Raw genomic sequence first — 13,474 nt, forward strand, 5'->3', positions numbered from 1 at the left:
TCAAAGACCTACTTAAATCTACAGGTCAACCAAATCCACAGACCGAAAAACCCATAAGACTATCTGCCAAATACCAACTACGGTTCGTTCAACACTACATTCATGCTTGGCCTATCGGCCGCACGAATGCTTAGTTATTAGTCATTGTACTTTTTTATTTTTCTTGTTTTTATTAATATTATTGCATAATGTTGTATAAGGTTGCGTAATCTTTAGCTATGTCAAAATATCTATCTGTTAGTGAAGCTGCTGAGAAGTTAAACGTTAACTCTGAAACGCTTAGACGCTGGGATAAGTCAGGTAAGTTCAAAAGTTCCAGGCATCCTATAAATAATTATAGAGTCTACAGTGAGGATCAGGTTCTTTCCCTTGTTGAAGAAATGCAAATGGAAATTACCTACCGTAAAAAGGATGCTACAGCTAACAAGTATGAATCATATTTTGAAACTAAGCTTGGCAAGCTTTACAATACTGATTCTTTAGATTTTTTGCAAACCTTAGAACCAGCCTCTGTTGATCTCATATTTGCAGACCCACCTTACAATATTAAAAAAGCTGAATGGGATTCTTTTTCTTCCCAAAAGGAATATGTAGAATGGAGCTTAAAATGGATAACAGAGTCAAGCAGAATTCTAAAAAGTACCGGTTCGCTTTATATTTGTGGTTTTTCTGAGATTTTGGCTGATATTAAGTGGGCATCAGCACACTTGTTTAAAGGATGTAAATGGCTCGTATGGTTCTATCGCAATAAAGCGAATTTAGGAAATGACTGGGGTAGGTCTCATGAAAGTATTCTGCATTTAAGAAAGTCGAAAGAGTTCAAATTTAGAATTGATGAGGTTAGAATCCCTTATAATAAACACACCTTGAAATATCCTGTTCGACCTCAGGCAGAATCTTCTCAATATTCTAAAGGGAAGAAAAATGGTAAAAAATACATTTGGGAACCACATCCATTAGGTGCAAAAACCAAGGACGTTCTCGAAATTCCAACTATATCAAATGGATCATGGGAGCGTTATGAACACGAAACACAAAAACCAGTCGAGTTATTGAGGAAAGCTATTCTATCCTCAACTGATAAGGGGGATCTTGTTTTAGATCCTTTTGGTGGTTCGGGTTCAACGTTTGCCGTTGCAGAGGCTTATGAGAGAAAGTGGATTGGAATTGAAAAAGAAGCTTCGTATTGTGATATTATCTCAGAAAGACTTTCTGACCAGGATCACATAAACAGAATTAGAAGTGAGGTTGATACAAGAGAGTCACAAAAAAGAAGGAAGAAATTAAGAGGCGAGTAATCTCCAAACATCCTGAGTGATCAAATTTGAAAAGGATTTCATATACTTATTGTATGGTTCCTTTTTTGCGTTGGGTGGAGGATCCAGATAATAAACACCTTCCAATTCGGTCAAAAAGTTACTATAGACCATAAAAAGACCTGACACCAATGTGAAGCTGATATTGTCCTCTTCCTTTCTCTGAACATCGTTAAGAAAAATTCCTATTACCTTTTGATCATGTTTGACAAAACGTTCAAGTAGTATTTTGTCTATAAACATTTTGCCCATCCTATCTTTTGAAGTGGTTTTAACAGAAACAACAATTTCTTTTTTATCTAACGATTTTGAAGTCGATCTGACCTTGTCGAAAGGTGAAAGAATGAGATCATTTTCGCATTTATATACCTTTTGTCCTTCATCTGTTTCGTAAGGAATTTGTAATACCGTTTTTTTTGTTCGAAACACCAATTTCTGTGAAAACACATTTAACCAATTCCTCGAAGCGGTTTCCCACATGTTTTCTGGCACTATTTGGATTGACTAATAAATCTAATCCAGCACCGATTGATTGTTGAATAGTATAGAGGGTTTGGTCTATGATCAGTAACTCATCATTAAAGAAATCTCTTTCACCATTTTTTATGCGTAACAGAATGGCTAAAAATGCCTGATACTTGATCTCAAAATCGCTAGAGTCGTGAATGAAAAAATTGAGATTGATTGGTCTGATGAATTTTCGGACACCAGCTTGTTCATTAAGATAAATTCTGTAATCCCCTTTATCTTTCTGGTTAGTTAATACAGCTGGCAGATAGTTCAAGATACTCTTGGTTAGAATCACAAACTCAGAAAGGCTGTTTTTCTTTTCTTGTAAATCTGCGTCAAGTGCCATTTTTTCTTTTTTTTCGCTAATCTAAGGTTTTGCAAATTGGAAAGCCAATCGTTCCAAATAAAAAGGCTTTATGCCTAACAATACATAATCTTCATAGCTGATCATTCACCCTTCTTCACATAAGGCAACAGCTTATCAAAGATTTCTGTGTTTTCGTAAATCCCGGTAAACTGTGCACTGTTTACTCCATGAGCAAAAACAGGAATAAGAGTAGCTGAATGGCCTCCTGTAGAAAATGAAAGCGATATTTTATTGTAACTTGTTTTTTCGACACCCTTATCGTCAGTTATTTTACCTGATGCCAAAGTTGCCCCACCGGTTTCATGATCTGCCGTTACCACCACTAGCGTGTTCCCATGCTTCTCTGCATAGTCCAATGCTACTCCAAGTGTCTGGTCAAAATCCAGTACTTCACCTACCAGATACTCTCCATCATTGGCGTGTCCACCCCAATCAATCTGAGACCCTTCTACCATCAGAAAAAAACCTTCTTCTGTACCTGACAGATATTCCAGTGCCTGTGCTGTTGATTTGGCTAAAAAATCTCCCCTGCCATCGATCATTTTAGGCAACCCATCTTTGGCCAGCAAAAAACCATATTTTTTGTTTTTGTCCAATGCCTTATCCAGTCCATCACCAATGGTATCCATTTCAAAGCCATTTTGAGTCAATTTTTCTATGTAATCTTTTCCGTCTTTTCTATCTGCGAAATACTTTAAGCCCCCACCAGCAAAGTAATCTACACCTGATTCAGGCATCCACGCTGCTATTTCGTCTTGCATGCCACGAGATTTTTCGTGTGCAAAAAATGATGCGGGAGTGGCATGGGTGATAGAAGAAGTAGCTATCAAACCTGTTTTCATCCCTTTTTCAGATGCGATTTCTACAAGGGTAGCTACAGATGCCGTGTCCTTATCTACGCCTATGGCTCCATTGTAGGTTTTAACGCCAGCTGAAAACGCTGTAGCTCCAGCTGCCGAATCTGTGATCCTATGTGAAGATGAGGAAGTTCTGATCAGACCCACTGTTTCAAATCTCTGAAAATTAGGTTTTTTATCCTGAAAATAGAAAGCAGTTGACACTTGTGAAAGTCCCATGCCATCTCCTATAAGGAGAATGATATTTTTAGGTTGTTGAGCCTTTTCCTCTACTATTTTATTCTCTGTGGTGCAACCAGTAGCCATCCATACACTAACAACAAGTGCCAGCATTAATTTTATTTTGTTCGAATCCATTATATGATATTGTTGAAATTTAAAAGCTTATTCATCTCAAATTTACTGGAAATGTTACATTCCTGTTTTACTTGGTATTAATATTTTGTTACACCACCCTTACTGCTTGAACACTCAGAAAATGAGTTCCTTATCTTTGGTTTCCATCGGCAGAAAATCAATGTCCAAATAACCTCCGCTGGCATTGTCATCTGTCACAATTTGAGGTTTTCCTTTGATCATTTCCATTGAAAAACGATGGATATGCCCTGCAAAAACGCCAATGAGATTTGGTGCTGAAAATACTTCTTTGTGAAAATTGATTGTAGTAGGCGTATGCCCTGATTCAGGCCACCTCATCCTTCTTTCTATTTTATAATTTCCATCACTGGCAGCTCCCCAATCGGGATTTCCACAGCCGAATGAAACCGGCTTTCCCGGTGCATACATGGGAATATGGACCATCAATACCAATGGCAAACCTGTGGCTACTTGCTTTTTAAAAAATGCGAGCTGATCATCATTGATTTGATAAGTAGAATTGTCAACGATCAGAAACCTAACTCCTTTCACATCATAGGCATACATGAGCGGGTTGTTGCCCTGATACATCGGCAGCAAACGTTTTTCAATCCAGGTATCCCGTAAATCCTCCAATGTACCTTCCATGCCTTCATAGTGCCAATCGTGATTTCCTGCTGTATAAACATAAGGAATGTTGATTTTCTCCATCCGTGACAACACCCATTCTATGGCAGCCTCTGACGGAAAACTAAAAATGTCACCAATCAATGTAATCAAATCCGCCTCAGACTCTTCAGCATGTACCAACGCCTGTTCGAAAGCTATCTCCGGATTGATACTTGCACCAGTCTGAAAGTGGGTGGTCTGATTGTATGCTTTTGACATCCTGTTGCTATATTCCTGGTATGGCAAACCACGCTCATCATCCCGGAAAAGGTGTGTATCCGCAATGTGGACGATTTTAATGGGTTCACTTATCGCTTCAGAGAAAAATTGCAATCGGTTTTCTTCCACTGTTGCAGTGAATTGCATTGTTTTTTTACGAACAGAAGCTTCGCTATTCAGAGATTGAGTAGTTAGCCCAAGTCCTAAAGATGCAGCAGTGGCTTTCTGGACAAATGATCTTCGTTTCATTGAAAAGTATTATAAAAATTGGAAACTCTATAGAAGGTAAACTTATCTATTTCAATTTTAATTTATAGTATTTTAATATGACAATACCTGATCCGGCTGATCACCAAAACCTTTCAGCATCAATTTGTCAGAATACACATCCATAATGCCACACGATGTTTCTGAGGTAGCCTCTACCATGCCTTTCATAGTCAAATGATGGATACCGTTGACTTTCTCATATCCTCCGGCATGGTGGTGTCCGGACACCCACGCCACAACTGATTTATTACCTTCAATCAGTTTCAATACTTTTTTGTTATTCCAAAGCTGAGTACCGTTTTCAGGCAACAACGGCCAATGGCAAAACAATACCACTTTCTTGTTTTGAGATTCTGCCTTTTCAAGCCTTTTCTCCAGCCATGAATATTGTTTTTCTCCAATTCCTCCATTCCAGTCATAAGCATTATTACTTCCTTGTTTCTTCACTTCTTCCAATTTCGCCAATCCTTCACTGTATTTCTCAGAGTCCTTTGCATAAGCAAGCATGCTTAAATCAGTGCCATCCACAACAAGAAATACAAGATTGCCCTCTTCAAATTCAAAATATCCCTTTTTATTGTTCAACCGCTTTTTCACTTCACCCTTGAATTGATCATCTATAGCATATTCATGGTTGCCTATGATATTATAAATTTTTGCTTTTGATTTGTCCAAAATAGCCAATGGTTTATCAAAACTTTCATAGTCCCGGTCAATAACATCTCCTAAACTTACCACAAATGAAAGTTCATGTTTGTTGAACTCTGTAATACAATTTTCTAATTTGCTCAGTGAGTTTCGGTAATCTCTTTTACCCTTTTTATCTGCATCAGCATATTGAATGTCGGCCAACACTCCAAATGAAAATAGTTTTTCTGACGGATTTGTTTTTTTCTGACCATAAGTCAATTGCATAGATATGCCAATAAGCAATAAGGTAAGTCTTAATTTGAAGAAATTCATTTTTTCGCTAAAACAGTTTATGGTAAAATAATAAACAACAAGAGTGAAATATTCACTCTTGTTGTTTTACAAATTTTCAAGTTGTCAATACCCGGTATTATCAGGTGCTAAATTAGGATTATTGGAAATACGTCCAACAGTTATGGGTAAATAATAATGCCTTGCCTCAAAATCTCGAGTCACCACATCAGCATTTTCAATTTTCACTTCATAGGTTTTACTATCCCAGTCAAAATTCATTTTAATAGAATGCATCTCTTTAGAAAGTTCTTCTTCGGCAATCCTCCACCTTCTGAGATCCCAGAAGCGATGACCTTCAAAAGTAAGTTCTACTTGGCGTTCCTGCCTGATTTTCTCTCTATCAACGGAAGTCAGCAAAGCAATTCCTGCCCTTTCCCTAATTTCATTCAGATAATCCTTTGCTTCATCGGTTTTACCTAATTCAAATGCAGCCTCTGCAAGGTTCAGCAAAATTTCACCATATCTGAATACAATATAGTCCGTATCAGATTCCCCTGCCAATGCCTGTTCTTCTGGTTCATTGATCATCTTTCTGATAGAAAATCCTCTTCCATATGTACGATTCTGAAACGGGCTCACTGCGTACCAGGGAAGTCCTTTATATTCACCAATCAAAGTAGTGGTGGTAATTAGTTCACCATCAACATAGGTACCCCCGTGGCAATAGATCATCCCATCTTTAAAAGTAGCTCCGGGATATAATATAGATGCAAAAAAACGAGGGTCTTTATTTTCAAACAGCTCATCGAAACTAATGGGGTTGTTCTCTAAAAAATTATAATCCAGTTTGCCACTGGTGCCATCAACATATTCAAAGCTTTCAACTGTTTCAAGATAAGCAGCAGTTGAACCTCCCCAATTTTTTTCGAACCCTCCCGGATAGTTGTAATAATCGAATGAATGACCAACCTGACCTTTACCATTAAATACTTTAGCAAAAATCACTTCACTGTTTCTTTCTTCCAGAAAAAGGTACTGAAAATTTTCAGCTTTGTCAACCTTTCCCTCGTACAATTCAAACAGCTCCGAATCAACAATAAGTTTTGATGCATCATAAGATTTCTGCCAATAAGCTGTAGCTTCTGCTGCCGGAAATCCCAACAAACCGTCTAACTGTTGTGTACTGTAAGTTGCAATACTAGCTGCATACAACATCGCACGAGATTTGAGAGCAAGTGCAGTGTATTTTGTTGCTCTTCCGTATTCATCTGCTATTTCTGGCAAAACCTGAGCAATGTCATCACATTCACTTGCTATAAAATCGTACACTTCCTTTTCAGTATCCCGATGTACATACAGCTCGTCTTCAGGAGCATTTATGGATTGTGGAATAGTAATTATAGGCACGCCTCCATACCTTTTCACCATTTCGAAATAGACAAAAGCTCTTAAAAATCTGGCTTCTGCCAAACGAACTTCCCGTACATTTTCATCTATTGGTGACTGACTAACATTCTCTATAAAGTCATTAAGGTTTCTAATATGGCCATACGCCCAATAGTCCCAAACACCACCCGTTTCATTGAGTGTTCCCTGTATCCATGATGATGATGCATCATGCACATAAGCTTCTGCCCCCATATAAGCTGGCTGAGTTGCCATCAATGAATTTTCTGAATAAAAGAAAGGAGTATTGGCATATAAATCGGCCAAACTGGCATCTATAAGTTGCTGATCGCTCCAGACCGCACTGCTTGAAATTTTATCCAAAGGCTGTCGGTCAAAAATATCTTCGCAGGCCGCTATTACAAGCACAAACGTTACTATTGATATATATTTTAAATATTTCATGATCAAGTTCTTTAGTTTATAATACAATGTTTAACCCAACAGAATAAGATTTGTACAAGGGATAAGTCCAACTATGGCCTATTCCTTCCGGGTCAAAAGGAAATTTTCCCAGTTTACTTATGGTTAAAGTATTGTATCCTGCCAGGTATATTCTGACTTTATTTAAACTGATCTTATTAATCAACTTTTGAGGCAGACTGTATCCAACAGAAAAACTTTTTAGTCTTAAATAACTTGCGGATTTTAGCCAGAGGTCAGATGTTGTATTCATATAGCTATTGTGGCCATTTGTGGTTCTTGGAAAATCTGCATTAGGGTTTTCAGGAGTCCAACGACCATCATATAAAAATTTATAAGAATTCCACACATTATTAATGGTCAGGGTTCTCATATTTTGGCTAAACTCAAGGTTGAAATTAGAAGCACCCTGCCACAACATACTCAAATCAAATCCTTTATACTCACAGCTAAGATTTAAACCAAACATTATCTCTGGAGTACCATTTCGTCCAATCTCTACTCTATCTCTCCAATTTATGACTTTATCATCGTTGACATCCACATATTTGATCATGCCCGGCTGCAATGTGGAATTTCCTTTTTGGTCATAATCAATAGGACTCTCATCTATTTCTGCCTGCGTCTGAAAAAAACCGTCTGTTTTGTACCCAAAAGTGCGGTTCGTCCATTGTCCCGTTCTTTTGTACAATCGTTCCTCATCAGGATCGTCATACTCTTGCTCAGCATAATCGACATATTTTGATCTTGTCCAGGAAATATTGCCATCAATGGAATAATTAAAATCATTGATACGGTTTCTATGCTTCAGTACCAATTCAATCCCTCTATTGTCAATACTATTGATGTTTTCTTGTGGCAAACTAGCACCAAAAGTATTAGGCAAAGTAGAAGTTCTGCTCCCTAAAATCCCTTTTCTCAACCTGTAAAACCAGTCAAATTCGACACCAAGCAAACCATTCCACAAATCAACCTCCAAACCGGAATTATAGGTGTAAATGTCTTCCCATGATATAAATGGATTTTCTATTCCATTGTTTTTAATTGTCTTATACGGGGTATTTCCAAATACATACTGTGTGGAATAACTATAAGTAGATAAATACTGATAAGCACCAGCATTCAGGTCATATCCGGTATGACTGTAAGAAAGTCTGAGCTTCATGTTATCGATAAATGAAAAATTATCTCTTATGAACTGCTCTTCAGACAGACGCCATCCCAAAGACAAACTTGGAAACAGTGCCCATCTGTAGTCGCTGGCAAAACGTGATGAGGCATCATAACGCAAAGTACCTTCCAACAGGTATCTGGATTTATAGACATAATTGAGCCTACCTACATAACTCATCCTGCTTTCCTCAAATGCACTTCCATTTGTACTCATGTTTTCGCTGGATCCGGCAAACATCTGATCAACAGCTCCTGAGATGAAACCATCTTTATAACCATTGAACCAGTTAGATCTCGTGTCTATAATTTCACTAACCAGAAGCCCCTTTATCTCATGGTCAGAAAATGTCTTTTCATAGTCTATAAATCCCTGAAACGTCAACATTTCCTCACGAGAATTTTCCTCAGACAAACTGTAATTGCCACCTGTGGAAGCCACGGCGTAATCATCATTTACACGATCGTAATAGTAAGTAGAATAAGGAATAGTCCAAGTTTTTTCGTAACTGCGGTCTCCAACATAATTGCCTCTGGCTTTTACAGACAGCCCTTTAACGAATGGAATGTTATATTTCAGAGTCAACGCTCCTGTCAGGTATTGCCGATTGGTATTGTCATAACCACTCAAATCAGGGTTAATCTTTATTTGAGGATTATGTGAGCTTCTCCCTACGTAAGGTATTTTGGTAGGATCCGGATAAGATGCGGGATACTTGTTGGTGGTAGTACCAATAGTTTGAAAAATGGCCTGACTATTAAAAGGTACATCATGGTTGTTGGTAGTACGTGCCGACAAATCCAGGCCTACTGAGAGGTTTTTTGCCAATCTGACATCTACATTTGAACGAACATTATATCGTTTCATATTCACCCCGTCAGAATTGTAAATTCCATCCTGAAACATGTAACCTGCTGATAAAAAATAATCCACATTGTCACTTCCTCCACTCATATTGAGGTTATACATTTTAAGTGCTGACCATTTCTTAATTACCTCACTATAATGATCCACATTCGGATAATCAGGATCAGTGCCATCTTTGTACTTTTGAATTTCTTCATCCGTGTATGCAGGAGCCTGGCCTGCAAATTCATTCGCTTCATTCTGAATTATTGCATATTCCCATGAATCAACAAACTCAGGATATACAGTAGGTGTTTGTACTGAAGTAGATGCACTAAAATTAATAGTTGGTGGTCCGTTCTTTCCCCGTTTTGTAGTAATAAGAATAACACCATTTCCTGCCCGGGATCCATAAACCGCAGCAGCTGCATCCTTCAGCACAGAAAATGATTCTATTTCATTTGGGTCAATATTATAGTAGTTGTCTTGCTGAATCCCATCTACAATGATCAGCGGGCTTCCAAACCCCCGAATACTAATACTGGGAGCAGAACCTGGCTTCCCCTCTGATTGCTTGCTGATGAGACCAGGCAACCTTCCTGCCAAAGCCTGAGAAGTGGCAGCTACCGGTACCTGAGTGAGTTCTTTACTGTTGACAGTAGCCACAGCCCCGGTTACATTTACCCTTTTCTGGGTACCATACCCTACGACCAAAACTTCTTCTAATCGTTCGGCATCAATTTCCATTTGGATATCTATAACGTTTTGATTGCCCAACTGTACTTCCACATTTTTGTATCCCACAAAAGATACGACCAAAACGGCATCATCAGGAGCACTCAGTTTATAGTTGCCTTCTACATCCGAAGTAGTGCCATTTGTAGTTCCTTTAATGATGACGGATGCTCCCGGGAGGTTTTCACCGTTCTCATCTGTGATTTTTCCAGAAACATCAATATCCTCCTGCACAAAAACTGCCCCCTTATTTGAATATCTGTTAAGTCTGGTCTTAACATTAATATTGCTATTGATTTGTCTGAACTGTACATCTGCCATTTCAGATATATCCATAAGAACATCGTATAAGGATTGGTTTTTGTACTTCCTGTTGAATTTTACCTGATTTCTAAATTCCCTCTTATTATAAATAAATTCAAGGCCCGTTTCTTGTGTAATTTTCTCAAAAACAGTTATCAAATTATCATTTTGAAAATTGATATCAATCTGTATCTGTTTTACACTCGTATTTTTTTGAGCATTAATCTCCCCTGTAGCCAATAGTATGCCACTGAATGTGAGAAGAACTATGACTGTGTTCAAAGAATACACTATAATTTTATTAATAGGTAATAATTTAAATTTCATATCTTTACTTGTTTTTAATGTAGTTCAATAATTGCATTAAATCTGATCCTGAATACTCAATTCTATTGTTAGCGCACGTGAAATTGAATCAGGAAAAATAATCAGCAGTGCTCCTTGAGCATTGCTGTTTTTTTCTTTATATATATATCATATTGCCTCTTCTTTTAGGTTTAAAAAACTGATTTCTATATTCTTATCATTCATACTATATTCAAATCGAAGAGTATAGGCCAATGATTCCAACACATTTTCAATAGGTTCATTGTAGTAATTTGCAGTAATCTCACCCTCCGCTGTTCGAGAATTGGCATAAGTAATATTTACTCCATACCAGGCTTCCAACTTTAATTTTATTTGATCCAAATTGGCATTTTTGAGTACTAATACACCATCTTTCCATCCAGTGATCTCTTCCAGTTTGAACCTGTCCTTATTAATTATGTGCTGATCTTTGCTGTATGTAGCTATTTCATTAGGCTCCAGATATATCTCCTGAAGTCCTTTTGAATAAAGAGTATCATTCTTACTCTTTACAGAGACTTTACCACTTACCACTGCTACTTTTATCTCATTGTGATCTGGAATTGCCTGTATATTAAATGAAGTACCCAATACAGTTGTTTCAATATTTCCGGAATGGACAATAAATGGTTTTTCCACATCCCTCTTCACTTCAAAAAATGCTTCCCCTTCTAATATTACTTCGCGCTTATTCCGGTCAAATTGAGAAGGAAATTTGATTAAACTAGCCGAGTTTAGTTTAATAATAGTACCATCACTCAACATAAAGGTGGATTTCTGCCCTTTTGGATTTATCTTTTCAACTATGTCAGAAGAGTGTTTGGTTAGTGTTTGATGATAATTATTAACCAACCAAACCAAGCCTGTAGCTACCAGCAGCACAGCAGCTATACGACCAAAATACTCCCAGAATGGTTTTTTAATATCTTTTACCTTTATTTCATCATGTTTGATTCGATTGTTAATACGCTTATATACCTTTTCTTTGGATATTATTGGAAGTTTTTTATGATGCATCCAATGAAACCTGAATGAATTAAAAATAGTCTTATGCGACTGATTTTCATTCAACCATTCATCTAATTTAGATTTATCCGGATTTTTCTCACCAGATAAAGCCTTGGCTATTATGTCGTATATATCCTCGTCCATACTTATGTCTTTTCAACCTGTCATATAGAGGACGAAGAAAAAATGTGCAACCCTTAAAAAGGATAAAAAAAATTGATTTTCTTATGAAAAAGCGAGGCTATTAATACGTAAACAGATAAATTGAAAAGGATAAGAATTTATTTCTATCTTCGTTTTCTTTTCCTTTCAGATATAAATCTATATCATAAGCAATTTTCTTAATTGCTATTCTCATTTGGCTTTCGATAGTTTTGGGTGAAACAGAGAGCTGTTGTGCTGCATCCTTATATGAGCTACCCGTCTCTCTGATTAGCAAATAAACTTCTTTGCATTTTGGCGGCAACTTTCCGACAGATTCAATTATTTTAGAATTGAGTTCCTGATACAAATAGGTATCTTCAGGAGATTCCATAAAATCAAGCTCTGCTAGATCGTCATTTATCTCAACTTGATGAAGCTTAGTTCTTCCTCTATGCTTATCGTAACATCTATTTTTAGTGACTGTATATAAATATGTCTCAAAATTATTTATTTCATCATATCTATCTCTTATTTCCCAAATCTTCACAAAAACATCTTCAATGATCTCCTCTGCATCTTCATTGGATTGGATAATGGTGTAGGCAACTGTAAAAAGCCAGGAATGATAGCGATCAAATAATTCTTTGAAGGCCTGATGATCGTCAAATCTGGCAATCTTGTCTAATAACTTTCGTATTTCCTTTTTCTCAACTACCAAAACACATTCGTTTATGCCACAATGATATGCCATTTTTTCTAATCAAAATTGGCTTGATTTATATTATTTGATTAAGAAAGTGTTACCAATATTTTCTTTTAAAGATCAATCCATCAAAAAAATCATCGGTTTTCTCAAGCCCTTTTCCTACGATTTAAACTTGTTCTCTTCTGTTTGTTGGCTGGCATCATACACACGTATGGCCACAACATCAGCCTCGGCTGTCTTTTTACCCTGGCTGTACAGGTCACACTTTAGGACGGTTTTTCGATTTTTGACTTCTATCACTTTTGCCCTCAATTCAACAGGATGATTGTTTGAAGTTGGCAACAGGTATTTTACGTTAAGCGTGCCAGTGGCATACCTGTATTCGGGATCTGAGCCCAAAGTTCGACTTTCCAACCTGTAGGCATAAGCCATAGCAGTACCCATGCAATGGCAATCAATTATAGTGGCTATAATACCCCCATTCAGTAAATCTGACCAACCATGGTATTTTTCTTCAGACTGCCAGATGCATACCGATTCATCATTATCCCAAAAACTTTTGATCTGTAATCCTTCATGGTTGTCATTGCCACATCCAAAGCAAACATTGCCCGGCATGTTATCCTGAAAATATTCTTTTTCGTTTGAGTTCATTACCTTTAAAAGCTTAAATTTTCATTTTTTTGTAAGTAACAATGAATAAATCGAAATCCAAAAAGACTAAAACCAATAAGAAATTAGTCGATTCGAAGCAAACCACTAAACCGGACAATCAGGAAAATCAGCCAGAAGAAACTATAGGAATACCCGACATAGGCCTGAAAAAATTTCTAGGCTGTGGTGGATAATCCGACA

12 protein-coding genes are annotated in these 13,474 nt (G+C 37.2%); 2 read left to right on the plus strand and 10 right to left on the minus strand.

The annotated features are described in order from the left end of the window. Positions 1–218 precede the first annotated feature (218 nt). Entirely contained in the window at positions 219–1,298 is a 1,080-nt protein-coding gene (locus AAOP42_RS10820; protein WP_349528526.1) for a DNA methyltransferase, read from the plus strand. Here AAOP42_RS10820 and AAOP42_RS10825 read toward each other — a convergent pair. The 10 genes from AAOP42_RS10825 to AAOP42_RS10870 form a co-directional block, all read right to left on the minus strand. After that, on the minus strand, positions 1,284–1,763 hold the full coding sequence (locus AAOP42_RS10825) for a hypothetical protein (protein ID WP_349528527.1): 480 nt from the start codon (positions 1,761–1,763) through the stop codon (positions 1,284–1,286). The genes AAOP42_RS10820 and AAOP42_RS10825 overlap by 15 nt on opposite strands. Continuing rightward, the gene (locus AAOP42_RS10830; RefSeq protein WP_349528528.1) at positions 1,696–2,172 is read right to left on the minus strand and encodes a hypothetical protein; all 477 of its coding nucleotides are present in this window, start codon (positions 2,170–2,172) and stop codon (positions 1,696–1,698) included. Before AAOP42_RS10830 ends, AAOP42_RS10825 begins: the two co-directional genes overlap by 68 nt. A 101-nt stretch (positions 2,173–2,273) precedes the next feature. Then, positions 2,274–3,407: an alkaline phosphatase gene (locus AAOP42_RS10835; RefSeq protein ID WP_349528529.1), complete on the minus strand. Its 1,134-nt coding sequence runs from the start codon at positions 3,405–3,407 to the stop codon at positions 2,274–2,276. A 114-nt stretch (positions 3,408–3,521) separates the two neighbouring features. Then, positions 3,522–4,544, minus strand: coding sequence for a metallophosphoesterase family protein (locus tag AAOP42_RS10840; RefSeq protein WP_349528530.1), 1,023 nt, complete (start codon positions 4,542–4,544; stop codon positions 3,522–3,524). Positions 4,545–4,616: 72 nt separating this feature from the next. Continuing rightward, positions 4,617–5,528 (minus strand): metallophosphoesterase, encoded by a 912-nt coding sequence (locus AAOP42_RS10845; protein WP_349528531.1) that lies wholly within the window; start codon positions 5,526–5,528, stop codon positions 4,617–4,619. An 84-nt stretch (positions 5,529–5,612) separates the two neighbouring features. Then, positions 5,613–7,340, minus strand: a complete 1,728-nt coding sequence (locus tag AAOP42_RS10850) for a RagB/SusD family nutrient uptake outer membrane protein (RefSeq protein WP_349528532.1) — start codon at positions 7,338–7,340, stop codon at positions 5,613–5,615. Between the two features lie 16 nt (positions 7,341–7,356). Beyond that, on the minus strand, positions 7,357–10,740 hold the full coding sequence (locus tag AAOP42_RS10855) for a SusC/RagA family TonB-linked outer membrane protein (RefSeq protein WP_349528533.1): 3,384 nt from the start codon (positions 10,738–10,740) through the stop codon (positions 7,357–7,359). 147 nt (positions 10,741–10,887) lie between these two features. Then, positions 10,888–11,913 carry a FecR family protein gene (locus AAOP42_RS10860; protein WP_349528534.1) on the minus strand — a complete coding sequence of 342 codons (1,026 nt, stop codon included), beginning with the start codon at positions 11,911–11,913 and terminating at the stop codon, positions 10,888–10,890. 100 nt (positions 11,914–12,013) lie between these two features. Continuing rightward, positions 12,014–12,664 carry an RNA polymerase sigma factor gene (locus tag AAOP42_RS10865; protein WP_349528535.1) on the minus strand — a complete coding sequence of 217 codons (651 nt, stop codon included), beginning with the start codon at positions 12,662–12,664 and terminating at the stop codon, positions 12,014–12,016. A 114-nt stretch (positions 12,665–12,778) separates the two neighbouring features. After that, positions 12,779–13,273, minus strand: coding sequence for a PaaI family thioesterase (locus AAOP42_RS10870; protein WP_349528536.1), 495 nt, complete (start codon positions 13,271–13,273; stop codon positions 12,779–12,781). Between the two features lie 41 nt (positions 13,274–13,314). On the opposite strand from AAOP42_RS10870, the gene AAOP42_RS10875 reads away from it, so the two are divergent. Then, positions 13,315–13,467: a hypothetical protein gene (locus tag AAOP42_RS10875; protein WP_349528537.1), complete on the plus strand. Its 153-nt coding sequence runs from the start codon at positions 13,315–13,317 to the stop codon at positions 13,465–13,467. Positions 13,468–13,474 lie beyond the last annotated feature (7 nt).

Source organism: Reichenbachiella sp. MALMAid0571 (assembly GCF_040151475.1).
In the GTDB taxonomy this organism is placed as follows: Bacteria; Bacteroidota; Bacteroidia; order Cytophagales; family Cyclobacteriaceae; genus CAXBNB01.